Source organism: Serratia sp. YC16 (assembly GCF_009707615.1).
In the GTDB taxonomy this organism is placed as follows: domain Bacteria; phylum Pseudomonadota; class Gammaproteobacteria; order Enterobacterales; family Enterobacteriaceae; genus Serratia; species Serratia surfactantfaciens.
Window position 1 is genome coordinate 407,414 of the sequence record NZ_WLYN01000002.1, and the last position, 23,424, is coordinate 430,837.

At 57.4% G+C, this 23,424-nt stretch carries 24 protein-coding genes; 16 read left to right on the top strand and 8 right to left on the bottom strand.

The features are described from left to right. Positions 1–11 precede the first annotated feature (11 nt). From GKN89_RS09350 to GKN89_RS09360, 3 genes are read left to right on the top strand one after another with little or no spacing between them, the layout of a single operon-like run. Positions 12–434 carry a hypothetical protein gene (locus GKN89_RS09350; protein WP_019454600.1) on the top strand — a complete coding sequence of 141 codons (423 nt, stop codon included), beginning with the start codon at positions 12–14 and terminating at the stop codon, positions 432–434. Then, entirely contained in the window at positions 431–1,822 is a 1,392-nt protein-coding gene (locus GKN89_RS09355; protein WP_154746851.1) for an FKBP-type peptidyl-prolyl cis-trans isomerase N-terminal domain-containing protein, read from the top strand. The genes GKN89_RS09350 and GKN89_RS09355 overlap by 4 nt, the downstream gene beginning before the upstream one ends. Beyond that, positions 1,819–2,484: a helix-turn-helix transcriptional regulator gene (locus tag GKN89_RS09360; protein WP_063919098.1), complete on the top strand. Its 666-nt coding sequence runs from the start codon at positions 1,819–1,821 to the stop codon at positions 2,482–2,484. Before GKN89_RS09355 ends, GKN89_RS09360 begins: the two co-directional genes overlap by 4 nt. 55 nt (positions 2,485–2,539) lie before the next feature. On the opposite strand, the gene GKN89_RS09365 is transcribed toward GKN89_RS09360, so the two are convergent. From GKN89_RS09365 to deoC, 4 genes are all read right to left on the bottom strand, one after another. Continuing rightward, positions 2,540–3,907, bottom strand: a complete 1,368-nt coding sequence (locus tag GKN89_RS09365; protein ID WP_004938700.1) for an L-serine ammonia-lyase — start codon at positions 3,905–3,907, stop codon at positions 2,540–2,542. Positions 3,908–4,000: 93 nt separating this feature from the next. Next, complete coding sequence (locus GKN89_RS09370) at positions 4,001–5,299, bottom strand: HAAAP family serine/threonine permease (protein WP_004938697.1); 1,299 nt, start codon at positions 5,297–5,299, stop codon at positions 4,001–4,003. A gap of 980 nt (positions 5,300–6,279) precedes the next feature. After that, entirely contained in the window at positions 6,280–7,044 is a 765-nt protein-coding gene (gene deoR, locus GKN89_RS09375) for a DNA-binding transcriptional repressor DeoR (protein ID WP_019454597.1), read from the bottom strand. Between the two features lie 152 nt (positions 7,045–7,196). Beyond that, positions 7,197–7,877 (bottom strand): deoxyribose-phosphate aldolase, encoded by a 681-nt coding sequence (gene deoC / locus GKN89_RS09380; RefSeq protein ID WP_019454596.1) that lies wholly within the window; start codon positions 7,875–7,877, stop codon positions 7,197–7,199. A 216-nt stretch (positions 7,878–8,093) separates the two neighbouring features. Between deoC and GKN89_RS09385 the strand changes: the two genes are divergently transcribed. After that, positions 8,094–8,930, top strand: a complete 837-nt coding sequence (locus GKN89_RS09385) for a hypothetical protein (protein ID WP_019454595.1) — start codon at positions 8,094–8,096, stop codon at positions 8,928–8,930. Between the two features lie 39 nt (positions 8,931–8,969). On the opposite strand, the gene ybjG is transcribed toward GKN89_RS09385, so the two are convergent. Then, positions 8,970–9,575 carry an undecaprenyl-diphosphate phosphatase gene (gene ybjG / locus GKN89_RS09390; protein WP_025159691.1) on the bottom strand — a complete coding sequence of 202 codons (606 nt, stop codon included), beginning with the start codon at positions 9,573–9,575 and terminating at the stop codon, positions 8,970–8,972. A gap of 5 nt (positions 9,576–9,580) precedes the next feature. Then, positions 9,581–10,315, bottom strand: a complete 735-nt coding sequence (locus GKN89_RS09395) for a phosphatase PAP2 family protein (RefSeq protein ID WP_197667417.1) — start codon at positions 10,313–10,315, stop codon at positions 9,581–9,583. 145 nt (positions 10,316–10,460) lie between these two features. Here GKN89_RS09395 and GKN89_RS09400 point away from each other — a divergent pair, with 145 nt between their 5' ends. The 6 genes from GKN89_RS09400 to GKN89_RS24465 all read left to right on the top strand — a co-directional run bounded on the left by GKN89_RS09400 (position 10,461) and on the right by GKN89_RS24465 (position 15,751). Then, positions 10,461–11,306: a 5'-methylthioadenosine/S-adenosylhomocysteine nucleosidase gene (locus tag GKN89_RS09400; RefSeq protein WP_154747060.1), complete on the top strand. Its 846-nt coding sequence runs from the start codon at positions 10,461–10,463 to the stop codon at positions 11,304–11,306. Between the two features lie 141 nt (positions 11,307–11,447). Continuing rightward, positions 11,448–11,960 carry a serine protease inhibitor ecotin gene (gene eco, locus GKN89_RS09405; protein WP_004938683.1) on the top strand — a complete coding sequence of 171 codons (513 nt, stop codon included), beginning with the start codon at positions 11,448–11,450 and terminating at the stop codon, positions 11,958–11,960. A 423-nt stretch (positions 11,961–12,383) separates the two neighbouring features. Further along, positions 12,384–13,859, top strand: coding sequence for a phospholipase (locus GKN89_RS09410; protein WP_154746853.1), 1,476 nt, complete (start codon positions 12,384–12,386; stop codon positions 13,857–13,859). Then, entirely contained in the window at positions 13,856–14,599 is a 744-nt protein-coding gene (locus GKN89_RS09415) for an ankyrin repeat domain-containing protein (RefSeq protein WP_019454590.1), read from the top strand. The genes GKN89_RS09410 and GKN89_RS09415 overlap by 4 nt, the downstream gene beginning before the upstream one ends. 52 nt (positions 14,600–14,651) lie before the next feature. After that, positions 14,652–15,425: an ankyrin repeat domain-containing protein gene (locus GKN89_RS09420; RefSeq protein ID WP_025159688.1), complete on the top strand. Its 774-nt coding sequence runs from the start codon at positions 14,652–14,654 to the stop codon at positions 15,423–15,425. Positions 15,426–15,616: 191 nt separating this feature from the next. Further along, the gene (locus GKN89_RS24465) at positions 15,617–15,751 is read left to right on the top strand and encodes a hypothetical protein (RefSeq protein WP_255428167.1); all 135 of its coding nucleotides are present in this window, start codon (positions 15,617–15,619) and stop codon (positions 15,749–15,751) included. Positions 15,752–15,839: 88 nt separating this feature from the next. On the opposite strand, the gene GKN89_RS09425 is transcribed toward GKN89_RS24465, so the two are convergent. Then, positions 15,840–17,528: an aspartate:alanine antiporter gene (locus GKN89_RS09425; protein ID WP_004938680.1), complete on the bottom strand. Its 1,689-nt coding sequence runs from the start codon at positions 17,526–17,528 to the stop codon at positions 15,840–15,842. A 294-nt stretch (positions 17,529–17,822) separates the two neighbouring features. Here GKN89_RS09425 and GKN89_RS09430 point away from each other — a divergent pair, with 294 nt between their 5' ends. Continuing rightward, positions 17,823–18,212 (top strand): inner membrane protein YbjM, encoded by a 390-nt coding sequence (locus tag GKN89_RS09430; RefSeq protein WP_074054629.1) that lies wholly within the window; start codon positions 17,823–17,825, stop codon positions 18,210–18,212. Between the two features lie 39 nt (positions 18,213–18,251). Here GKN89_RS09430 and GKN89_RS09435 read toward each other — a convergent pair whose 3' ends face one another. Beyond that, a complete protein-coding gene (locus GKN89_RS09435; protein WP_004938676.1) occupies positions 18,252–18,515 on the bottom strand; it encodes a GrxA family glutaredoxin in 264 nt (87 codons plus the stop codon). A gap of 231 nt (positions 18,516–18,746) precedes the next feature. Here GKN89_RS09435 and GKN89_RS09440 point away from each other — a divergent pair, with 231 nt between their 5' ends. The 5 genes from GKN89_RS09440 to potG all read left to right on the top strand — a co-directional run bounded on the left by GKN89_RS09440 (position 18,747) and on the right by potG (position 23,408). Continuing rightward, positions 18,747–19,061, top strand: coding sequence for a YbjC family protein (locus GKN89_RS09440; protein ID WP_074054628.1), 315 nt, complete (start codon positions 18,747–18,749; stop codon positions 19,059–19,061). A 56-nt stretch (positions 19,062–19,117) separates the two neighbouring features. Next, complete coding sequence (gene rimK / locus GKN89_RS09445; protein ID WP_063919107.1) at positions 19,118–20,020, top strand: 30S ribosomal protein S6--L-glutamate ligase; 903 nt, start codon at positions 19,118–19,120, stop codon at positions 20,018–20,020. 135 nt (positions 20,021–20,155) lie between these two features. Then, the gene (locus GKN89_RS09450; protein ID WP_019454584.1) at positions 20,156–20,635 is read left to right on the top strand and encodes a YbjN domain-containing protein; all 480 of its coding nucleotides are present in this window, start codon (positions 20,156–20,158) and stop codon (positions 20,633–20,635) included. Positions 20,636–21,042: 407 nt separating this feature from the next. Next, entirely contained in the window at positions 21,043–22,152 is a 1,110-nt protein-coding gene (potF, locus tag GKN89_RS09455; protein WP_019454583.1) for a spermidine/putrescine ABC transporter substrate-binding protein PotF, read from the top strand. Positions 22,153–22,274: 122 nt separating this feature from the next. Then, complete coding sequence (gene potG / locus GKN89_RS09460; protein ID WP_019454582.1) at positions 22,275–23,408, top strand: putrescine ABC transporter ATP-binding subunit PotG; 1,134 nt, start codon at positions 22,275–22,277, stop codon at positions 23,406–23,408. The last annotated feature ends 16 nt before the right edge of the window (positions 23,409–23,424 follow it).

Consider the following 23,424-nt stretch of genomic DNA (forward strand, 5'->3'; position numbering starts at 1 on the left):
CAAAAAACGCAATGATGATTAAGCCCCTCAATCGCGCCCTGCGCCTGGGTTTGCTGTGCCTATTGGCGCTGAGCGCCGCCGCCTGTCAAAGCCAAAAGTCGGGCAAGCCCGCCGTGAACGCCAAAAATCAGACTGTGCAAGCGCCGTCGGAAGAGGCTTTGCGCAAGCAGCGTGAGGCCGAGCAGCTGCAGCAGTGCCAGCAGCAACTGGGCGCATTGCGCGCGATCGACGAGAAACAGTATCAGCGCTATAAGCAGGCCTTCGACAGCCTGATGAGCGGCGCTTCGCAGTACGCCAGCCTGCGCGCCCGGGTAAACGGCGACACGCAGGAGACGGTGGATGCGCTGTATCGCTACAAGGTCAGCTATCTGTGCGCCGGGGTGAATCAGGCGGTGTTGAGTGGCTTGGCGGATCGCGGGGAGCAGGTTAAATGAGGCTGCGTCTGCTGGGCTGCGCCGTTTTGCTATTCACCGGCGTCGCGCAGGCGGACGACGGCGTGCCGGCGCTGCTGCAGTTTGCCGAGCAGTATCAACGGCAGAACACCGAACCGGCGAGCGAAGAAAAAGCGGCGCCGGCCGAACGCGAATCGGGGCAAAAAAAGCGTGAACCCGCGAAGCGCCCGTCGGATAACAATAAGCCAGCCTCACCGGCTAAAGCTTTTACGCTGAGCCAGGAATCATTGGTGCGCGATCAACAGCTGGCGCGCCAGCGAATGGAACTGACGATGCTGCGTCAGGAACTCGCTGCGCTGCGGGAGAGGCAAGCGACGCCATCCACCGCGACGCTGCCCGACACGTCATTGCTTCGGCAGTGGATCGCCGGGTTGGGCGCCGCCTGGCGCGGCTCACCCGATGCGCAGCGCGCCGAAGCGCTGCTGCGTCAGGCGACGCAGGAAACCGCCCAAACCCAAGCGGCGGCGGCGCAGGCCGAACGGCGCGCTGCCGAGCTGGAGTCTGCGGCACAGGCATCGGCACAGACGCTTGCACAACGCCAACGCGAGCACCAGGAGGAGCTGCACGCTTTGCGCGCCGCGTTGGAAGCGAGTGAGCAGAAGCGGGCCGGAGAGCAGAAGGTGACCCAGCAGACGCGCGAAGCGCTGTTGGCGCTGCGTAAGCGGCTGCAATGGGAGATAACGCCGGAGCAGTTGAAGGATGAAAGGAAGCGCTTGTCCTATGCGGCGGGCAGTGCGCTGGGGCGGGACATTCAGGGGGTAATGACGGAGCGCCAAGGTTGGGGCGTACCGGTGGATCGCGACAGCCTGTTGGCGGGCGTCATCGATAGCGTGTCGGGGCGTTTACAGCTGCCGCCGAATGAACTGACTGCGTTGACGGCGCAGGCGGACGCCGCCGCGGTGGCCGCGCGCGAGAAACGCGTTAACGAGCAGCAGCGGCGTGATGAAGATTATCTGGCGCAGTTCCGTCAACAAAAGGGCGTAAAGCCATCGGCGATGGGCTTCTGGTATCGGGTGGATTACGCCGGGGAGGGCGCGCTGGCGCCAACGGCGGTGGTCGATGTGGTCGTGAAAGAGACGTTGACCGACGGTACGGTGATCCAGGATATGGAACTGAGCGGCAAGGTGCTGTCGCAACCGCTTTCCGAGTATCCGCCGCTGTTCCGGGAGGCGATAAGTCATCTGCACAACCACGGATCGCTGACGATGGTCGTGCCGCCCGCGCTGGCCTACGGCGAAACCGGCTATCCGCCGAAAGTGCCCCCCAACGCCACCATGGTTTATGAATTGCGTATCGACAACAGTCAGGCGCCGGCAAAGGGCGTCCAGGCGGTTAAACGGGGAGCCGAAACGGCGGGAGGGCAGGGATGAACACGATGATAAAAATCGCGCTATTTGATGAGAATCGTTACTTCAGCGCCGGTTGGCAAGAGGCGCTGGCGCTGCATTTCAGCACTTACGGCAAGCGCATGCTGTTATTGGATGCGCAGCAGGTTCACGAAGCCGATCTGGTGTTCTGCTATTTTCCTCCCGGCGTGCAAAGCTGTTTTTGTCACTTCTCGGAGGCGCAGCCTGCGGGGCGAAAAACGCTGTATTTCTCGTTGCGAACGCCGGAAGGACGGCATAAACGCACCGTCGGCAACCGATGCGCGCTGGAGGCCGGTATCATCTACCACGATATGCCGCTGGTATCGGCGCTGTATCAGGTGAGCGCCGAACTGGAGCGGCACCGCAAATGGCCGAGCAGGCTGAGCTGTGGCACGAACTGCGTATGCCAACACCGGGGCCTGACGCTGCGCGAACAGGAGATCATGCGCTGTATGACGCGGGAAATGGGGGTAACGCAAATCGCACGGCTGCTGGACATCAGCGTGAAAACCGTCAGCAACCACAAGATGAGCGTGATGCGCAAGATGGGGTTCCGGCGTAATGCCGAGCTTTACGGTTGGCTGCGGCACAGCGCGCGCCCTGGCGCCGTGGGGGCTCGAGCCGGCACAGCGCCGGGCGTTGCGGCAGGGAAGGGGCGGCATTGAGACGGCGCCGGCCAAATCGGGTCGGCCGGCGCTGTTAAGAGCCTCGCTGTCGCGATCAGTTGCAGGCCACGACCTTGATCGCCAGACCGCCCTGTGACGTTTCACGGTATTTGGCGTTCATGTCTTTACCGGTCTCGTACATGGTTTCGATCACCTTATCCAGGCAAACCCGAGGCTCGCTGGTGCGGCGCATCGCCATGCGCGCGGCGTTGACCGCCTTGACGGCGGAAATGGCGTTGCGTTCAATGCATGGCACCTGAACCTGGCCGGCGAGCGGATCGCAGGTCAGCCCCAAATGGTGTTCCATGGCGATCTCCGCCGCGATGCATACCTGCGCCGGGCTGCCGCCCAGCAGCTCGGTCAATCCCGCCGCCGCCATCGAACAGGCCACGCCGACTTCCCCCTGACAGCCCACTTCGGCGCCGGAGATCGAGGCGTTCATTTTGTACAATGCGCCAATCACGCCGGACGCCAGGAAGTAGCGGGTGTAGGAGTTGGCGTTCACCGGGCGGATGAACTTGTCGTAGTAAGCCAGCACCGCAGGGATGATGCCACACGCGCCGTTGGTCGGGGCGGTGACCACGCGGCCGCCGGCGGCGTTCTCTTCGTTGACCGCCAACGCGAACATGTTGATCCAATCGACCACGTTCATCGGGTCGATATTGTTCTTGTCTCCGGTCACCAGAATGCGGCGCAGCGCGGCGGCGCGGCGCGGCACTTTCATCGGGCCGGGCAGCAGACCTTCGGTATTGATGCCGCGCTCGATACCGGCGCTCATCACCTGCCAGACGTCGGCGAAGTGCGCGTCGATATCCGCCTTGCTGCGCAGCGCCAGCTCGTTCTGCATCACCAGGCCGGACAACGACAGCCCGGTCTCTTTACAATGTTGCTGCAGATCGTGCGCCGATTTGAACGGGTAGGGCACCGGCGTTGCACCTTCGGCAGACTGGCCAAAGTGTTCTTCGTCGACGATGAAACCGCCGCCGATCGAGTAATAGGTTTTGCTGTGCAGCAGGCGTTCACCGGCAAAGGCGCGGATGCGCATGCCGTTTTCATGCAGCGGCAGATTGTCGCTGTGGAAGTTCATGCCGCCGTGCAGCGGGAAATCCACCTCGTGGTGGCCGTTGGCCAACGGCAGGCGGCCGCGTTGTTCGACGTCGCGGATAAAGCCCGGAATGCTGTCGATGTCCACATCGTGCGGCAGGTTGCCGGCCAGGCCCATAATGATGGCGATGTCGGTGTGGTGACCTTTGCCGGTCAACGACAGCGAACCGTACACGTCGACCACCACGCGGGTGGTGTCCTGCAGCTGTTGGTGGGCGATCAGATCGTCGACGAACTGTTTGCCGGCCTTCATCGGGCCGACGGTGTGGGAGCTGGATGGGCCGATGCCAATTTTGAAAATATCGAAAACGCTGACCATGGTCTCGCCTCCTTCTTCAGGTTTCAGGCGGTTAATACGGGAAATGGGGGCAGTGCGGGAGGGCCGGCGCGCAGCGGCGCCGGCCGGACGTGATTAGCCGAGCAGGCTGAACACGATTGCAGAGATGGCGATCAAACCCATCACAACCACGAACACGTTGCTGATGTGGCCGCTGTACTTGCGCATGGCAGGCACTTTACGGATGGCGTACATCGGCATCAGGAACAGCAGCATGGCGATGATTGGGCCGCCCAGGGTTTCGATCATGCCCAGGATGCTTGGGTTCAAAGTAGCGACGATCCAGGTGGTCACCAGCATGAAGATGGCGGTCATGCGGTTCAGCTTGGCGGTGCTGACAGTTTTGCCGCGGCTCTTCATCGATTTGGCGACCAGGCCGTTGAAGCCTTCACGGGCGCCCAGGTAGTGGCCCAGGAACGATTTGGTGATGGCGACGAAGGCGATAACCGGCGCGATGTACTCGATCATCGGGTTGTTAAAGTGGTTAGCCAGGTAAGACAGAATCGAGATGTTCTGCGCCTTGGCTTCCGCCAGGTTTTCCGGCGTCAGGCTCAGCACGCAGCTGAACACGAAGAACATCACGGTCAGCACCATCATGATGTGCGCGTAAGCCAGAATGCGTGAGCATTTCTTCTCGGCGTCTGCGCCGTACTCTTCGCGTTTGGCGACGGCGAAGGCGGAGATGATCGGCGAGTGGTTGAAGGAGAACACCATTACCGGGATCGCCAGCCACAGGGTCATGATCAGGCCGTGACCCATGCCGGTACCGCTGCCGGACAGCGACACGTTTTCGAAGATGGCGCCGGTCCAGTTAGGGATAAGATAGACGGCCAGCAGCATCAGCACCGCGACAAACGGGAAGACCAGGATGCTCATGGTTTTCACGATGGCTTGCTCGCCGAAGCGCACGATGGTCATCAGGCCGACGATCAGAATCAGCGACAGGATGGCGCGCGGCGGCGAGGTCATGCCCAACTGGTGGGTGATGAAGCTGTCGACGGTGTTGGTGATCGCCACGCTGTAAACCAGCAGAATAGGGTAGATGGCGAAGAAGTACAGCAGGGTAATCAGTTTACCGGCGGTGATGCCGAAGTGCTCTTCCACCACGGCGGTGATGTCTTCACCAGGATTTTTGCCGGACAGCACGAAACGGCACAGGCCGCGGTGGGCAAAGAAAGTCATCGGGAAAGCGATGATGGCCATGATGATAAGAGGAATCAAACCGCCGATGCCGGCGTTGATTGGCAAGAACAGAACGCCTGCGCCGATGGCGGTGCCGTACAGGCCCAACATCCACATGGTATCCGTTTTACGCCAGGTACTGCTGGAGCCCGAGGCCGCAGAGGCAATTGTGCCGGTCTGTGTAGTGTCCATAAATATCTCCGAAGTGAACACGAATTTAAAATTAAAAGGCAAAACTTAAGGTTAAACCGTCAAACGTCCTATTCAGGCAACGCTTGCGGTAAGAATCAGGTGTTGCTTGCGGGGATGTTTTGGCGTCCCCCTGGTTGTTTATTGCGTTCATTACCAAGGCACAGCGCCGGGTAATTCACTAAAGACTTTTCACCGTCACGGGGTGATAAAAGTCGTTACCGCTGCCGACAGGTCTTTGCCTGTCGATTTTTGTTGGCGGCAAGATAACGATTTACAGTAGAAACAACCGTGATCCTGCTCTCAAATGCGCAATATGTGCAGTTATCCGCTTTTTAATCGATTTTTCGCGCATTTGTTGCACATTTGTGTAAGATTTTGTGCTGAGAACGCTCTCATAAAAATTTCTGCGATTATGCGGTTTGTACAATAATTGGCCGTATAAAGCGCTGTGCTCAGCAGCAAGCCGAGCAATATATTTTATGCGTGGTTTTGGATCTAGCGAAAAACCCGGATTAAGCAGTTTTAGTGACGCAGATCACATTGTGTTTTTAAGTAAAATATTGTCTATATTTTTGTTTTTAAATGTTTTTATTTGAAAATCACCGCTAATAACGAAGGGAAATTACTTACGTGGTTAGCGGATAAAAATGCGTAACCATTCATCATATAAATAACAGATAACTAACAGCTATTGGCGATATTTGCTGCAATCGCTTAAACCGCTGTTTAATTAAACAATCCGGCCTTTGGCGTTATTTATCATATAAAAGCCATAAATAGTCGTTAATTCACCCAACCGACGGCGGGTTTAGCCTGCCAGAAAATAATCACTCGGGTGACCTGTTGCATTTTATTAACCTGATGTTGCGTGCGGATAAGCGAAAAACGCGAATCGGTTGCGCATTATTTGTTCATTTTCGGGCGGGGAAAAGGGTGTGTTTCAGCGGTGCGCCGCCGGCATTGGCGGCGCTGAAGGCGTGTTAATAGCGGGCAGCGATGGCGTTATCGTTGAAGAACGCCATGAAGTCGGCGTCCGGTTGGCGATCGGTGATCACCCGATCGAACTGCGTCAATGGGCCGATGCAGGCCGGTTTGGTTTTGCCGAACTTGCTGTGATCCGCCACCAGGATCTTTTGCTGCGCCATCGCCATGGCGCGATGTTTCATCTCCAGTTCGTCGAAGTTGAAGCAGGTGGCGCCGTGCTGCAGGCTGAGGCCAGCGGCGGAGATAAAGGCGATGTTCGGGCAGATGTGATCGAACTCGTTGCGACCGCCGACGCTGGAAAAGATGTAGTTGTTCGGTTTGAACTCGCCGCCGCACAGGATCACCTTGCAGTTCGGTTTGTCCTGCAGCGCCAGGAAGGTGTTCAGCGAATGGCACACGGCGGTGAAAGTCAGTTCGTCAGCAATGGCGTCGATGATCGCCGGGGTGGTGGTGCCGCAGTCGAAAAACACCGTGTCGTTTTCATTGATCAGCGGCGCCGCCAGCAGGCCGATGCGTCGCTTTTCCGTCACCTGTTTGGCTTTTTGATCGGAAACGAAGTAGTTGGTTACGCCGTTGCTGCGCGGATCGGCCACCACGTAACCGCCCAGCAGCACCACTGCGGCCGGCTCGGCGCTCAGATCGCGGCGAATGGTCATCTCCGAGACCCCCAGCAGCACGGCGGCTTCTTTCAGGTGGATCTTGTCAGCGCGTTTTAACGCCTGAACTAGCCGGTTGATACGTTCTTCGCGCCGCGTTTCCATAGATCCGTCTTCCCACAGGTTGTAGAGGTAAAAGGCGTGCCGCCGTTTCCGGCGTTGAACACAACAATGCGGGCCAATATCGGGCCGCGTCAGCCGCCCGTATTGTCCCGCATCGAATGGTATAGGCTGCGCCCGTCAAGGCGCGCCGACGATCAGTAGCTGCCTGCCGCCGCCTGAGCGCCGGAGACGATGGCGACGCCGGAGCTGGTGCCGATACGCGTGGCGCCGGCTTTGATCATCTTCTCGGCGGTAGCGCGATCGCGCACGGCGCCGGAGGCTTTCACGCCCATTTCGCTGCCCACAGTCTCGCGCATCAGTTTGACGTGCTCTTCCCGAGCGCCGCCGGTGCTGAAGCCGGTGGAGGTTTTAACGAAGGCCACATCGAGTTCGCGACACATTTCACAAACCTGGACGATCTGCGCATCGCTGAGCAGGCAAGTCTCCAATATTACCTTCAACGGGATCGCCGCGCAAACCTCGCGCACGGCGGCGATGTCGGCTTTCACTTCGTCCAGCAGGCCGCTCTTCAGCCAGCCGACGTTGATCACCATGTCGATCTCTTGTGCGCCGGCGGCGATCGCCGCTTTGGCTTCAAAGGCTTTGGCGACGGTCAGGCCGGCACCCAGCGGGAAACCGATCACCGAGCAGACTTTTACGGTGCTTTCTTGCAGCAGCTGGGCTGCCAGCGGCACGTAGCCGGAGTTGACGCATACCGCATAGAAGTTGTGCTGCTGCGCTTCTTCGCACAGTTTGGCGATCTGCAGTTCGGTAGCGTCCATTGCCAGCAGGGTGTGGTCAACGTAGCTGGCGTAATCGATGTTTTCGGTGGTCATCGCGATTCCTTAGTGAGGTTAAGACAGTAAGCTGGATGAAACATGTGAAAATAATAACATTCCGATGTCGATAAACCTAGCGATGTTTCAAAAATGTCGACCCGATCGTCGCTATCAGGCTGTTATGCGTATAACTTAAAGGCGGGTTGTTTGTTATTAAAATAACATTTCAGGTGTGCTCGCGGTCTGAGCGGGCGAAACGTTGAGGGAAAAAAGATGAAGATCAATATCGATCTGGCTCCTGAAGCTTTCGGAACACAGCGGCAGGAACTGTTCCGCAATGCGGACTTCGCGGTGAGCGCGCAACGCTGTACTGCTCGTGGGCCGACGCTGACATTGGCGAATCGCCGTGGCGCGCTGACGGTCTTGCCCTATCAAGGCCTGGCGATCTGGGACGCCGAGTTTGACGGCTACTCGCTGAAGTCGGGCCGGCGCAGCGTGCGGGGCGGTGGAAGAAAACGCGATGATACCGCCGCGTTCTGCCCCGCCTGGCCTCATCAGGACGGTGCGCCGCTCCAGATGCAACGCGTGTGGCTGCAGCTGGCGGGCGACGAGCTGACGCTGCGCGGCGAGGGGGAGCGGCCGGGCGCATGCTGGCGCATTAGCCCGGCGTTGCGTTTAGCGGCGCAGAGTGCGCAGTTCACCATTGAGATGCAGGTCACCAACCTGGCCGATCGGCCGCAGCCGCTGCAGTATGTGTGCCGCCTCAATTACGATTGCATTCCCGATGCGGTGTTCCGCCAGAATCTGCCGACGCCGGCTCTGTTGGGCGATGCGCTCGGGCGGGAGCTGCTGTGCTCCGACGATCTGTCGCGCTACGTGGATCAGGCCGAGTTCTTCATGCTGGCGCCGCAAGGCCGGCGCTATGTGACGCGCTTCGCCACCGGGCAATTCAACTATGGTCTTCGACGCATCGCCGTTCAGGGCAACCGGCAGTTGCTCTCCTTTATCCAGCCGGCGAACTGTCGCCCGAATGCGCCGGAAGGAGAGGCGGGGGTGATGCTGGGAGCGGGAAAAACGCGGGCGTTCTGCGTGACCACCGGCGTGGTGTGAAAGAGACAGGGGCAGTAATACCCCTGTCATGTTGTGCGATTACTCTTTTACCCAGCCGCGGCGAATGGCGAAGGCGAACAGGAAACGATACAGGCGCGACAGCTTGTCGGCGATGACATCGCCGAACAGATTCCACACCAGTTGGGCAAACAAGCAGCCGACCATGCCGAGCAGGAAACCGCCGACCATATCCAGCGGCCAGTGCACGCCGAGGTAAACGCGCGACCAGGCGATGCCGGCGGCGACGATCATCAGCAGCACGCCGGACCAGACGCGGTGCCAGAACAGGAACGCCAGCGCAAAGGTAAAGATGGCGGTGCCGTGATCGCTCGGGAACGAGCTGTCCGGTGCGTGCGGCAGGAAGGTATAGCCGACGCCGGCGACGAACGGACGCTCATGCGGCAGCAGCGCACCGATGGTGGCGGCGGCGAGCATGGCGAACAGCAGCGCGATAGTGGTTTTCGCCACCACCTGGCGTTGCGATACCAGCTGGCTTTGCGGCCCCCACAGCCACAGGCCGACGATCAGCAGCGGCACGATGATGATCAGGTCGCGCGCCAAAAAGGTGGCGAAATCGATCATCCATTCAGGAGACGCCGGGGTCGCATTGATCCAGGCGAAAAGAAAATGGTTCAACTGTTCCATAACCGTTACCTCGTCTTGCGGCGCCAATAGCCGCTAACCGTCCAATAAATAGCCAACTGGCTTAACCAAACCCACCAACCTGCCCACAGGTTATGGGTAAGAAAATGTGCGCCGCGCATGATCTGGCCAAAGCCCATCAACATGCCGAGCGCAATGCCGCCGCACCAGCACCACCATGCCAGGCGCGGACGTTGCGGATAAAACAGGAAAAACAACGCCATGATCGCGAAACCGCTCGAGGCGTGCCCGCCGGGGAAACAGCGGCCGGGGCCTGGCAGCGCCGGCTGCGCGCCAAACAGCGGGAAGGACATCGCCTTACCGCCGTATTCGATCAGATCCCACGGGCAGGAGTGCGCGCTGGTGGCCTTGAGAATACCCACCACCAGAGGACCGATGCCGATAAGCAGCATGGTCACGATCAGGCGCGCGCTGCGGCGATAGATACCCCAAAACAGCGTCAGCACCGCCCCAACAATCACAATCTGCTTCAACAGACGGTGGTTGATCAGATCCAGCCAATAATTGTTTTGCCACGGGAAATGCCCGCTGGCGGCATCGAACCAATAGTTGCTGATCGCCCAGTCCAGCTGTTCGTTGCGGGAGAGCCACAGGAACACCAGGCCGCTGAGCAGCAGGCCAAAAGCCTGCCAACGGTAAAAGGATGTCGGCAGGGAGTAAAGGGCGGTTGTCTTAATTTGCGGTGCCGTTGAGGATTGATTTAATGACGATTCTGGATTCACGCGCAGGCTCGGTGACAGGATTGAATGACGCCACTGTAATAATTCTGTCTTAAGAAAACCTTAGTCCGCCGGTAAGAAAACCCTATCCGACGCTACCGCCTTCGGCTAAGGTAATCGTTTGCTTTTTCAGGATGAGAGTGTGGTGATGAAGAATAAAGCGCGTGTCTTACTGTTGGCGGCCGCCGGTGCGGCCTTTTCTCCGCTGAGCTTTGGCCAACCTGCGGCCACCGGGCCGATCGTGGTGCAGGGCGCAATGCCAGTGGAAGCGGAACGTTTCGCCCAGCGGCTGGAGAACCCGCGTGAGGAGCAGATCGGCGGCTGGCGCTTTTGGCACGGCACCGTAGACGGCTACCCGGTGGTGGTGTCGGAGACCCTGAAGGGCATGTCCAATGCGGCGGCGGCCACGGCGATCGCCGCCACGCAGTTCCATCCGGTGGCGATCATCAACCAGGGCACTGCCGGCGGTCACGATCCGGCCCTTAAGGTGTATGACATCGTGCTGGGCAAATATTCGGTCAATCTTGGGGCGTTCAAAACGCCGGTCAAGGCGTTGGGGGAAGGCAGCGACTCGCGGCAGTGGCAGCCGATGGATCTGTTGGCTTCCAAGGGCAGCGCCGGTGAGGACCAAAAGGCGCACAGCCTGCGTCAGTTTCCCGCCGACCCCAAACTGCTGGCGATTGCGCAAAGCGTTAAGAGCGATTACCGACAGGGCAAAGTAGTGGAAGGGGTGATCGGTTCGGCCGACGTGTGGAACAGCGAGCTGGATCGCATTCGCTATTTCCATGACAGCTACCGGACGTCGGTCGAAGAGATGGAGACCGCCTCCGCTGCGCAGATAGCCGCCGAGTTCAAGGTGCCGTTCGTCGGCATTCGCGTGTTGTCCAACAACATCACCAATCAGGGCAAATACGATCCGCAAACCGGGCTGGCGTGCCAGGATTACGTCTATCAGGTGGTGAAGGCCTATATCGCCCAACTGAAGACACACTGAGCCATTGCTCCAGATAATCGACGATACCAGGCGATTGTCACTATTTATCGCCTATTGTAAAGAAGATTAAACCTGTGGCGAGCTTGGCGGTAGTGTATTAGTTTATAGGCGGATTATTTGACAAAAAGTGTAGGGATAAACATGAACAAGGCATCCGTTGTATTTTCCGGCCTGCTGATGGCCGTTTCCGCCAGCGCCATGGCGGCTACCTCTGGCGATGATGCGGATATCAGCAAACAGCCGCTGGAAAAGGTCGCGCCTTACCCGAAAGCCGAGAAAGGCATGAACCGCCAGGTGATCTACCTGCCGAAGCAAGAGCACGAAGAGAACTATAAGGTCGAGCTGCTGATCGGCAAGACGCTGGAAGTGGACTGCAACCGCCATATGATTGGCGGCACCCTGGAGACCAAAACGTTGTCTGGCTGGGGCTACGACTACCTGGTGCTGGAGAAGCTTTCCGAGCCGGCCTCGACCATGATGGCCTGCCCGGATAACACCAAGACCAAGAAATTCATCGCCGCTAACCTGGGCGACGCCGCGATGCAGCGCTACAACAGCCGCCTGCCGATCGTGGTGTATGCGCCGAAAGACGCGGAAGTGAAATACCGCATCTGGAAAGCGGAAGACACCGTAAGCCAGGCCGAGCAGAAATAACCGCCGCCTGACGCCGCTGACGCCGCTCCGCTAACCATCCCCGGTTGGCGGAGCCTTTCTCCTTCCTGTCTCCTTATCATTCCCGCATCGTTGACACTCGACTGATTGCTTTCGGACGTGGTTTTTAGCCGCGACCTGACAACTAAATACGCAAGTGAATACCTCTTCACAAGGGCGCTGGAAGCACGCCGCTGCACGGATGGGAGAGGATGCGTGCGTATAGAAATAGAGCAAAGAAATCTTTACTGAATTGTGATAATTTTGCCCATACCCTATTCAGGAGTGACACAGAAGATAAGGATATCCAATGCGTTATCGTTTGCTAACGCTCGACGAGCACTGTAACAACTGCACACCTGCCGAGTTGCGCAATGAGGGGGCGCCGGTGCCGGCTACGGAACCCTGCGAGTGGGCAGGCACCGTATGAAACTGATTCATTTCTCCTCTGAACACTCGGCGCCGGAAAGCTTTTGCCGGATACTCAACCCGACAGCAGCGCGACATGAGCTGGAACGGCATTATCTGTTCGGCGGCGCGGCCGGCATATCGATAAGCAGCCGGTATCCGATTACCCGCAATACTCAATCCGGTATTGGCGTCACCGGTTATCGTGAGGATGCGGCGGTGAAGCGCAGCGTTCTCGATGATATCAACCGGGGCGGCTTACTGGCGATTGATGAGGGAATGGGCGCCTGGACGCCGACGAAATATGCCTTTTACGTCGATGCGGAAGGCCGATTACAGCGCTATCCAGGCAGCTCTCTTCCCGCCTTTTATCCTACCGGGCGCGTGATAGCCCGCTATGAAGAAATGGTCAGCCGCTATGGCCACCGGGCAAAACCGACGGTGCTACCGGCGAGGCAGAATACGACCCGCAATCCCCCGCTGCAACAAGCCATCGCGACCGCAATGGCAACCGTTGCCGCCACGGTGCAGGCTATCCGTCCGATGACCAAGGCAGAACGCTGGCAAGAACGCCAGTATCTGATAGGGCGAGGCAACCGCAGCATTTATCCGGATGCGCGCATGGCGGCACAGCGCCTGGCGGAGAACAACGTTGCCGTCGAAAAGGCGAAACTGGCTGAGAATGTTTACAAGACCACTAACCCGCTCAAGGACACGATCGATATCCCCGAAGGCTGGAAGGATATCAGTAACAATGATGGGGCGCTGGGTAAACTCGGTTTAAGCAAAGATATGCTCTATGACGATGAGGATACACCGGGCTTTCTGGCTCGGGTTTATCAGCCAGATGAGAGGGTCTTTGGTAAAGCGATGAATCCGACGGTAGTGTTCCGCGGATCGCGTGCGCCCGAGTTTCCGGAGGGAATAAGCAAGGCTGCCCAGAAAGCGTTATTGAACGGCGATTTGTCAGGGATTAAAAACCTGAGTGACTGGTCAAATAACGGCGCTCAGGGGTTGGGGTTTAATTCGGAATACTACAAAAAAGCGGTTAATATCGGTAAAACAATTAAAGGCGATGTTGGGATATCTGGTCATTCGCTGGGTGGAGGCATGGCATCTGCGGCCTCTATGGCCAGCGGTAAACCCGCATGGACGTTTAATGCAGCAGGCCTGAATGCGGGAACCGTAAAAAAATACGGCGGCTCGATAATAGGCAGCGCCGATAATATTCAGGCGTATCGCGTAAAAGGGGAACTGTTGACCAAGCTGCAGGAGGTTGATTTGTGGGAGGATGCCAAAGACCTCAAATTTTATCCGCCTGCGGTGATGGCGAAAGAACGGCTGTCCATGTTGGCGCCTGACGCAGTGGGAGTAAAACACACGCTTCCCGGTGGAACAGGTTCACTGCTGGATAAGCACGGTATAGACCAAGCGATACAATGCATTGAAAATGAAAAAGACGATGACATTGCCACAATCAAGGGAAGAATATGAAAAAAATCATACTCATTATCACGATGGTAGTGTCTACGCTCATCATGCAGGGGTGCAAACAAGGTATGGATCTACAACCACAAGATTACTTTGAAGGGACGCAGCTGGACATCGCCACCATCATCTACGAGGGTGACAGGCAAAAGCTGGACAAGGTTTTACCGACGGTAAGCAAAGAAACGTTAAATCGGCCGGCTAAGGCGGATATGACGTTGCTATTCTGGGCGATCAATAACGCTATCTTTGACAAGAACACGCCAGAGCGGCTCAAGATCATTACGGATCTGGTCAAGGCGGGAGCAGACCCATTGCAGCCAAGGCCGGAAGGGAGAAGTAGCCCCGCTGAGTATGTCATGAAAGCGGATAAAGGCGTCTGGATACAGGCTATGCTTGAAGGCGGACTATCGCCTAATGCAAGGGATGAAATAAACAATCAGCCAATAATTTTCAAAAGTTTTCAAGCTGTTAACACAGAGACATTGAGTGCCCTAATAGCTTACAAAGCTGATGTTAATATCAAAGGCGCTATGAACAGAACGCCATTAATTAATGCGTTGTATAATAGTTGCCCAGAACACATTGAGGTTCTTTTGGCTCATGGAGCTAACCCATTAGCCAAAGATGATTTTAATGATAGCTTCCTTTCTTTGATTTCTGCGGAAATAGCCAAGGGAGACAAAAATAATTCTTATATAAAAAAATTAATTAAAATTAAAGAGAAGATAAATATTGTGAATTAGTCGACTCTCAGTTGGGTGAAATGACAGGGGTTTGACGTGGGTGGGTATGGGCATGAAGCACATTATTCTGATTATCACCGTGGTGCTGTCGATTTTTGTGATGCAGGGATGCAAACAAGATATGGATCTACAACCACAGGATTACTTTGAAGGAACGCTGCTGGACATCGCCAAAGCCATTTATGATGGTGATAGGCCGCAGTTGGATAAACTGTTGTCATCAGTAAACAAAGAGATCTTAAATCGTCCTTCTAAGGAAGAAATGACCTTATTGTTCTGGGCAATAAACAATGCCATCTATGACAAAACCACACCTGAAAGGCTTAAAATTATCACTGATTTGGTAAAGGCCGGCGCAGATCCTTTACAGCCTCAACCCAACACGCCAGGTAGCCCAGCTGAATTTGTTATGAAAGCGGATAAAGGCATCTGGATACAGGCTATGTTAGAGGGCGGACTTTCTCCAAATGCTAGGGATAAGGTTCATAATCAACCCATTATATTTAATAGCATCTTTGCAAAAAACACAGAGACATTAGAGGTCATGTTGGAGCATGGCGCTGATATAAATATAAGAAATTCACTGGGTGATACGTTACTCATCGATGCTTTAGATTATCACTCCTATGACCACGTCATTCTTCTATTAGAAAAAGGCGCCGATAGCGATATAAGAGGCAACTCGGGTTGGACGATGGGCAATCAACTGCAACGGATGATTAATAGAAGTCAGGACGGCAGCGAGGCGAAAGCGTCTCTTGAGCGCATCAAAGACGAGCTAATTAAGCGTGGTGGGAAATGGCCGCCTGCTCCTGTCAGTCAATAGGCAAACCCGAAGTGGCGGGATGCTAAGATCAACCCACTAGGTAGCCGACAGCGACGAGAGCGCTGTTGTTAAGTATCGTTTGTGACGCCATCTCTTTGAACAGTGGCGAACCCACAAGCAGCGTTTCTATGTTGAAACCTGCACATCAAAATGGATGCTGGCGTAAGCGACACCCAGAGGCAGGATGCTTTATGCCTGACGACGAGGCAGCGACAGCAGGTATGTGGGCTGTTTCAGGCAACAAAAAACCCGATAATCTTGAACCTAAAAGGCGGGATTATCGGGCTCCACAAAATGGGGACATCAAAGAAAAGCAGTGGCACTAATTCAGACTGCGGCCCCAAACGAAAGTTCTGGCCGGCGACAAAAAAATCAAAATATTTTTATCGCCGATCCATCTCTCCCGCTAATCGATCAGCCGAGTATGCCCGGCCATAGCACCACGATGAGTGAACCCGCCAGCGTTAACAGCACGTTAGCGATGGCGTAGGTGCCGGCGTAGCCCAACGCCGGGATGTTGCTGCGCGCGGTATCGCTGATAATTTCCATCGCCGGCGCGCAGGTGCGGGCACCCATGATGGCGCCAAACAGCAGGGCGCGATTCATGCGCAGTACGTAGGCGCCGAACAAGAAGCAGATAATCACCGGCACCAGGCTGACGATCAGCCCGGCGATCAGCATCTGGCCGCCGACCGCGCCCAGGCTGTGGCCGATGCCCGCGCCGGCGCTCAGGCCCACGCCCGCCATAAACACCATCAGGCCGAACTCTTTCACCATGTTCAGCGCGCCCTGCGGAATGTAGCCGAAGGTCGGGTGGTTGGCGCGCAGGAAGCCGAGCATGATGCCGGACATCAGCAGGCCGGCGGCGTTGCCGATGCCGAACGAGAAGTTGCTGAACTGAATGGTGATCTGGCCGATCAGCAGGCCGATGATGAAGAAGGCGCAGAACGCCAGCAGGTCGGTCACCTGGCTGTGGATCGAGATAAAGCCAATCTTCTCCGCCACGCTCTTCACCCGGCGCGCGTCGCCGCTCACCTGCAGTACGTCGCCTTTGTTGAGCACGATGCTGTCATCGATCGGCATTTCGATCTGGCTGCGGATCACGCGGTTGAGGAAGCAGCCGTGGTCGGTCAGCTTCAGCTGGCTCAGGCGCTTGTTCACCGCGTTGCTGTTCTTCACCACGATCTCTTCGGTGACGATGCGCATGTCGAGCAGATCGCGATCGAACACTTCCTTGCCGTTGCGGAAGCTCGGGTCCAGCCGCGCGTGGGCGTCCGGGTAGCCGACCAGCGAAATCTCATCGCCCACCTGCAGCACCGCGTCGCCGTCCGGGTTGGCCAGAATGCCGTTGCGGCGGATGCGTTCGATGTAGCAGCCGGTCTGGCGATAGATGCCCAGCTCGCGCAGGTTCTTGCCGTCGGCCCAGGCCACCAGCTCGGGGCCGACGCGGTAGGCGCGGATCACCGGCAGGTAGACCTTGCGTTGGCTGTCTGTGTCCAGGCCGCGCTCGCGGGCGATCTGTTGGGCGGAGGTGGACAGATCCTGGTGCTGCAGCTTCGGCAGATAACGCGCGCCGAAGATCAGGCTGACCAGACCGATCAGGTAGGTGAGGGCATAGCCGAGGCTCAGATGATCCTGCGCCGCCAGCAGCGCCGGGCCGTTGACGATGGTGTTGCGCAGCGTATCGCCGGCGCCCACCAGCACTGGGGTCGAGGTCATCGATCCGGCCAACATGCCGGCGGTCAGGCCGATGTCCCAGTGGAATAGCTTGCCGAGACCGATGGCGATCACCATCGCCGAGCCGACCATCACCAGCGCCAGCATCAGGTAATTTTTACCGTCGCGGAAGAAAATCGAGAAAAAGTTGGGCCCGGCTTCCACGCCGACGCAGAAAATAAACAGCATGAAGCCGAGATTCAGCGCCTCGGTGTTAATGGCGAAGTGTTGCTGGCCGAGCAGCAGCGAAACCACCAAAACGCCAATGGAATTACCGAGTTGGACGGAGCCCAGACGGAGTTTACCGAGGCACAGCCCCAGTGCGAGTACCACGAACAGTAACAGAATGTAGTTACCGTTTAACAAACTAGCGACGTTTATGTTCACGGAGGATAACTTATTGTTTACCAGTAAGTGCTTGATATAGATAACTATAAGAGATAAATTCAGCCTTAAAACGACGTCATAAATCACCACCAGCGTAAGGCGAAGCGAACCATCGTTCGGCGGCGTTCATTCTAGACGCTATGACCGATGACAGCCAGCACAGAAAGCTGATTTCCTGCGCCGCCGTGCGCATTTAACTCTCTTTTGACCAAGGAAAAAATTCGGTTCAGCGTCACCGCACGGGTGACCGGACTGATTTCTATTGATGCAGTAATTGGGCGGGGGAGAATTCGCATGACGAGTTATAGATATTGGCTGGGCATTCTCAGCTGTTTTCTGTTGTTCAGCCTGGTGTTTCTCGGCCAGCAAACCGGCCTGTTCGGCAGCACGGATCATGAGCACCACGGCGAAACCGGCCTGCTGCTGTTCGTTGTCCCCGGTGCGATCGCCAGCTATCTGTCGAGCCGCAAGCGGCTGCTTTGCCCGCTGCTGGGCGCGCTGTATGCATTGCCACTGTGCCTGGTGATCCGCCACTTCTGGCTGACGCCGTCCTCTTCGTTCTGGCAGGAGCTGGCTTACGCCACCAGCGCGGTGTTCTGGTGCGTGTTTGGCGCGATGCTGATGCTGTTCGCCCTCGGTCTGTTGCAGGCGCTGCAACAGCTGCACCGGCGGCAGCGGCAATAAAAAAAGGCGCGTTAAGCGCCTTTTTCGTCGTTCAAGAACTTACTGGAACAGGTTCAGGTGTTCTTTCGCGTAAGCTTCGAAATCGGTGCAACCGCCGATGTGCTTCTCATCCAGGAAGATCTGCGGCACGGTTTCAACCGGTTTGCCGACGGTTTTTTCCAGATCGGCCTTAGTGATGCCTTCCGCGTGGATGTCAACGTAACGGAAGTTGAAATCGTCGCGTTCTTCAGTCAGTTTTTCCGCCAGCTCTTTAGCGCGGACACAATAAGGACAGCCAGGACGCCCGAAGATTACTGCAAACATGCAACGCTCCTTAGATTGGATTTTCAATAAATTATTCGCGATCGCAACGACATCCCGTCACCGAAAAAGTCATTACCCGCATCAGATGGCGCCTACTATGCCCGTTGAAGCCATGAAAAAAAAGCAGGAATTACCTGTTAATCTGATTCATGTAACCAATTAGTCCACCGGGGCTGTCGCCGTTGACGGGAATTCACTACACTGGGGGCAGACCTTCTGGAGAAGAAAAATATGCGTTCATTCGGAGACTTACCGCGTCCGGTGCTGGTGTTGGAAGGGCTGGGCATCGTGATGTTGGTGCTGGCCTACCTCAGCATTCATGGCCACCTGCAGTTGCCGGGCTGGCTGGCGTCGCAGCAGGCGGCGGTCGGCATGATTTTCCTCGGCGTGGCGCTGATGGTGCCGGCGGCGGCGTTTCTGGTATGGCGCGTGGTGCAGGGCTTCGGGCCACTGATGCGCGGCGGCCTGCCGCCGGAAAACGATCGCCGCAGGCCGCATGATACGGACGCATCGAAAAAACATCAGGACAGCGATCCGCGCGCCTGAACGCCGCGGCCGCTAACCCGCCTGCGGGGCAGGCGTTGGCCTTTTTGGAGTGACGAGTGAAAATTGCCATTCTTTCTCGCGACGGAACGCTGTACTCATGCAAGCGGCTGCGTGAAGCGGCGGAAGATCGCGGGCACAGCATCGATATCATCGATCCGCTCTCCTGTTATATGAACATCAATCCGGCGGCGCCGACCATCCACTACCGCGGCCGCCAGCTGGAACGCTATGACGCGGTGATCCCGCGCATCGGCTCCGCCATCACCTTTTACGGCACCGCAGTGCTGCGCCAGTTCGAGCTGCTCGGCAGCTATCCGTTAAACGAATCCGTAGCCATTACCCGCGCCCGCGACAAATTGCGCTCGCTGCAGTTGCTGGCGCGGCAGGGCATCGATCTGCCGATCACCGGCTTCGCCCATTCACCGGACGATACCGGCGATCTCATTGAGCTGGTCGGCGGCGCGCCGCTGGTGGTCAAGCTGGTGGAAGGCACGCAGGGCATCGGGGTGGTGCTGGCGGAAACCCGGCAGGCGGCGGAAAGCGTGATCGACGCCTTTCGCGGGCTGAATGCCCACATTCTGGTGCAGGAGTACGTGCGCGAGGCGCAGGGGCGCGACGTGCGCTGCCTGGTGGTGGGCGGCCGGGTGGTGGCCGCCATTGAGCGCCAGGCCAAGCCGGGCGAATTTCGTTCCAACCTGCACCGCGGCGGCACCGCGCGCAAAGTGACCATCACCGCCAGGGAGCGGGCGATCGCGGTCAAAGCGGCGAGCACGTTGGGGCTGGACGTCGCCGGGGTGGATATCCTGCGCGCCGAGCGCGGCCCGCTGGTGATGGAGGTCAATGCTTCACCGGGGCTGGAAGGGGTAGAAACCACCACCGGGCTGGACATCGCCGGCATGATGATCGACTACATCGAGCAGCGCGGTCGGCCGGGATTCCGCCTGAAATCGGGCGGTTGACGGGGTGAGCGGCGCGCTTTTCCCGCCGTGCAATATCTGAAATAGTGAATTAAGCCGCATTGATCGTGGCGTATCGGGTGAATATTCCGTAAGCTATGCGCCTTTTCACGTTTTGAATATTGTGAGGCTGGCTATATGGATTCACTCATTGTCCCCGATTTGGCGCTGTTGCGGCGCTGGCTGGATCAGTCGGGCATTTCTTTCTTTGAGTGCGATTCCTGCCAGGCGCTGCACCTGCCGCACATGCAGAACTTCGACGGCGTGTTCGACGCCAAGATTGATCTGGTGGACAACGTCATTCTGTTCTCCGCGTTGGCCGAGGTGAAGCCGACCGCGCTGATCCCGCTGGTGGCGGATCTGAGCCAGATCAACGCCAGTTCGCTCACTATCAAGGCGTTTGTCGACATTCAGGACGACAACCTGCCGAAGCTGATCGTCTGCCAGTCGCTGAGCGTGGCGGTCGGCGTCACCTACGAGCAGTTCACCCACTTCATGCAGCAGGGCGAAGAGCAGGTCTCGATGGTGATCCTCGAAGCACGGGCGAACGATCTGCTGTTTATGGGAGACGAAGAAGAGATCCCCGCTGGCGCCGTGCGCCAGCCGATGCTGCACTGATCCTCGCCGTACATTAAGCATGCCGCTGTTTCCGGCGGCATGCTGCCGTTATTTCCCTCCGCAATAAGATATTCTGCACTTTGGCCTTTGCCGCCCGATCTTTCTCGCCGTTTACGCCGCTAATGGCGTATCACATAGAGAAAAACTGCATAAAAAATCGATAAAAGGCGTTTTTTCCTCCAGGGGCTGGCGGGTTCAGGCCGCAGCGGCTATGCTGCTGATTCTGCTAAGGGCTTGCGATTTCCCTTGTGACCACGCGAGCAGGGCAGTGCAAAAAGGCGTATGCAATCATATGCATAGCCATTCAGTTCGCGGTTGCAACGATTGCGCTCAATCAGGAAAGGTTTTGTATCGCTGCAGATACAAGTTCAATTCTATGATTCACCCTGTTTTGGAGGAAGTTACGGATGGTCACCCAACGTAAAAAGTGGTTATCGGGTGTGGTTGCCGGCCTGCTGATGGCCGCGTCCGTCACGGCGTCAGCCGAAGAGAAAACGCTGCACGTGTATAACTGGTCCGACTATATCGCGCCGGATACCCTGGCCAAATTCCAAAAGGAAACCGGTATCAAGGTGGTGTACGACGTCTTTGACTCCAACGAAGTGTTGGAAGGCAAACTCATGGCGGGCAGCACCGGTTACGATTTGGTCGTCCCTTCATCCAACTTCCTCGAGCGTCAGTCGCAGGCCGGCATCTTCGAGCCGCTCGACAAGAGCAAGATCCCCAACTACAAAAATCTCGATCCCGAGATGCTGAAGCTGGTGGCGCATAACGACAAAGACAACAAATACGGTATTCCGTACATGATGGTGACCACCGGCATCGGCTATAACGTCGATAAGGTGAAAGCGGCGCTGGGCAAAGACGCGCCGGTCAACAGTTGGGATCTGATCTTCAAGCCGGAAAACCTCGAGAAGCTCAAGAGCTGCGGCGTTTCCTTCCTCGATGCGCCGAGCGAGGTCTACGCCACGGTGCTGCATTACCTGGGCAAGGATCCCAACAGCACCAACGCGGCGGACTACACCGGCGCGGCCAACGATCTGCTGCTGAAGCTGCGGCCTAACATTCGCTATTTCCACTCTTCGCAGTACATCAACGATCTGGCGAACGGCGACATCTGCGTGGCCATTGGCTGGTCCGGCGACGTGATGCAGGCGGCCAACCGTGCCAAAGAGGCGAAAAACGGCGTGAACGTCGCCTACGCAATCCCGAAAGAGGGCGCATTGACCTATTTTGACATGTTCGCCATGCCGGCGGACGCCAAGAACAAGGACGCCGCCTATCAGTTCCTGAACTTCCTGCTGAAACCGGACGTGATGGCGGACATCAGCAACCATGTTTACTACGCCAACGCCGTGAAGGACGCGACGCCGCTGGTGAGCGCCGAAGTGCGCGATAACCCGAACGTCTATCCGCCGGCCGACATCCGCGCCAAGCTGTTCACGCTCAACGTGCAGTCGCCGAAGCTGGATCGTGTCATTACCCGCGCATGGACTAAAGTTAAAAGCGGGAAGTGATGATGGGGGATATCCCCTGAATATCGGTAAACCGGCAGGCGGGCACCCCCCGCCTGCATCGCCGTTTTGGGCCACGGCGCGCGCCGTGGTGTTGTAGCGCTTTACGCCGGAGAGCACCCCGATTGAACGACGCCATTCCTCGTCCTCAAACCAAGTCGCAGAAGGTTTTCACCCCTCTGCTGGAAATTCGTAACCTCACCAAAACGTTCGACGGGCAGAACGCGGTCGAAGACGTCAGCCTCACCATCTATAAAGGCGAGATCTTTGCGTTGCTCGGCCCGTCCGGCTGCGGCAAGTCCACTTTGCTGCGCATGCTGGCCGGCTTTGAGCAGCCGTCGGAAGGGCAGATCGTGCTCGACGGGCAGGATATGTCGCATGTGCCGCCGTACCAGCGGCCGATCAACATGATGTTCCAATCCTATGCGCTGTTCCCGCACATGACGGTGGAGCAGAACATCGCCTTCGGCCTGAAGCAGGACAAAATGCCGCGGGCGGAGATCGCCGAGCGGGTGGCGGAAATGCTGGCGCTGGTACACATGCAAGAGTACGCCAAACGCAAGCCGCACCAGCTTTCCGGCGGCCAGCGGCAGCGGGTGGCGCTGGCGCGCAGCCTGGCCAAGCGGCCGAAGCTGCTGTTGCTGGATGAGCCGATGGGCGCATTGGACAAGAAGCTGCGCGATCGCATGCAGCTGGAAGTGACCGACATTCTGGAGCGCGTCGGCGTGACCTGCGTGATGGTAACCCACGATCAGGAGGAGGCGATGACCATGGCGGGGCGCATCGCCATCATGAACCGCGGCAAGTTCGTGCAGATCGGTGAGCCGGAAGAGATCTACGAGCATCCGAACAGCCGCTTCAGCGCCGAATTCATCGGCTCGGTCAACGTCTTCGACTGTGTGCTGCTGGAGCGCCACGACGACGCGCTGATCCTGCAAAGCCCCGGGTTGCGCCATGCGATCAAGGTCGATCCGGACGCTTCGGTGGTGGACGGCGTGCCGATCCAGGTGGCGCTGCGGCCGGAAAAGATCCTGCTGTGCGAACAGGTGCCGGAAGACGGCTGCAACTTCGCAGTGGGGGAAGTGGCGCACATTTCTTACCTGGGCGATCTGTCCATCTACCACGTGAAATTGCACAGCGGCCAGATCATCAGCGCCCAGCTGCAAAACGGCCACCGTTTTCGCAAAGGGATGCCTACCTGGGGCGATGAAGTGCGTTTGTGTTGGGAAACCGACAGCTGCGTAGTGTTGACGGTGTAGTGGAGCCGGTGAGGAG

Bases quoted from the DNA above. Each gene is read 5' to 3' on its own strand.
- GKN89_RS09365 (WP_004938700.1), bottom strand. From the start codon at position 3,907: ATGGTCAGCGTTTTCGATATTTTCAAAATTGGCATCGGCCCATCCAGC.
- GKN89_RS09355 (WP_154746851.1), top strand. From the start codon at position 431: ATGAGGCTGCGTCTGCTGGGCTGCGCCGTTTTGCTATTCACCGGCGTC.
- GKN89_RS24465 (WP_255428167.1), top strand. From the start codon at position 15,617: ATGCCTGACGACGAGGCAGCGACAGCAGGTATGTGGGCTGTTTCAGGC.
- GKN89_RS09400 (WP_154747060.1), top strand. From the start codon at position 10,461: ATGAAGAATAAAGCGCGTGTCTTACTGTTGGCGGCCGCCGGTGCGGCC.
- GKN89_RS09415 (WP_019454590.1), top strand. From the start codon at position 13,856: ATGAAAAAAATCATACTCATTATCACGATGGTAGTGTCTACGCTCATC.
- GKN89_RS09435 (WP_004938676.1), bottom strand. From the start codon at position 18,515: ATGTTTGCAGTAATCTTCGGGCGTCCTGGCTGTCCTTATTGTGTCCGC.
- GKN89_RS09385 (WP_019454595.1), top strand. From the start codon at position 8,094: ATGAAGATCAATATCGATCTGGCTCCTGAAGCTTTCGGAACACAGCGG.
- GKN89_RS09410 (WP_154746853.1), top strand. From the start codon at position 12,384: ATGAAACTGATTCATTTCTCCTCTGAACACTCGGCGCCGGAAAGCTTT.
- GKN89_RS09370 (WP_004938697.1), bottom strand. From the start codon at position 5,299: ATGGACACTACACAGACCGGCACAATTGCCTCTGCGGCCTCGGGCTCC.
- potF (WP_019454583.1), top strand. From the start codon at position 21,043: ATGGTCACCCAACGTAAAAAGTGGTTATCGGGTGTGGTTGCCGGCCTG.
- GKN89_RS09420 (WP_025159688.1), top strand. From the start codon at position 14,652: ATGAAGCACATTATTCTGATTATCACCGTGGTGCTGTCGATTTTTGTG.
- GKN89_RS09450 (WP_019454584.1), top strand. From the start codon at position 20,156: ATGGATTCACTCATTGTCCCCGATTTGGCGCTGTTGCGGCGCTGGCTG.
- ybjG (WP_025159691.1), bottom strand. From the start codon at position 9,575: ATGGAACAGTTGAACCATTTTCTTTTCGCCTGGATCAATGCGACCCCG.
- GKN89_RS09350 (WP_019454600.1), top strand. From the start codon at position 12: ATGATGATTAAGCCCCTCAATCGCGCCCTGCGCCTGGGTTTGCTGTGC.
- deoR (WP_019454597.1), bottom strand. From the start codon at position 7,044: ATGGAAACGCGGCGCGAAGAACGTATCAACCGGCTAGTTCAGGCGTTA.
- GKN89_RS09430 (WP_074054629.1), top strand. From the start codon at position 17,823: ATGACGAGTTATAGATATTGGCTGGGCATTCTCAGCTGTTTTCTGTTG.
- GKN89_RS09440 (WP_074054628.1), top strand. From the start codon at position 18,747: ATGCGTTCATTCGGAGACTTACCGCGTCCGGTGCTGGTGTTGGAAGGG.
- deoC (WP_019454596.1), bottom strand. From the start codon at position 7,877: ATGACCACCGAAAACATCGATTACGCCAGCTACGTTGACCACACCCTG.
- eco (WP_004938683.1), top strand. From the start codon at position 11,448: ATGAACAAGGCATCCGTTGTATTTTCCGGCCTGCTGATGGCCGTTTCC.
- GKN89_RS09360 (WP_063919098.1), top strand. From the start codon at position 1,819: ATGAACACGATGATAAAAATCGCGCTATTTGATGAGAATCGTTACTTC.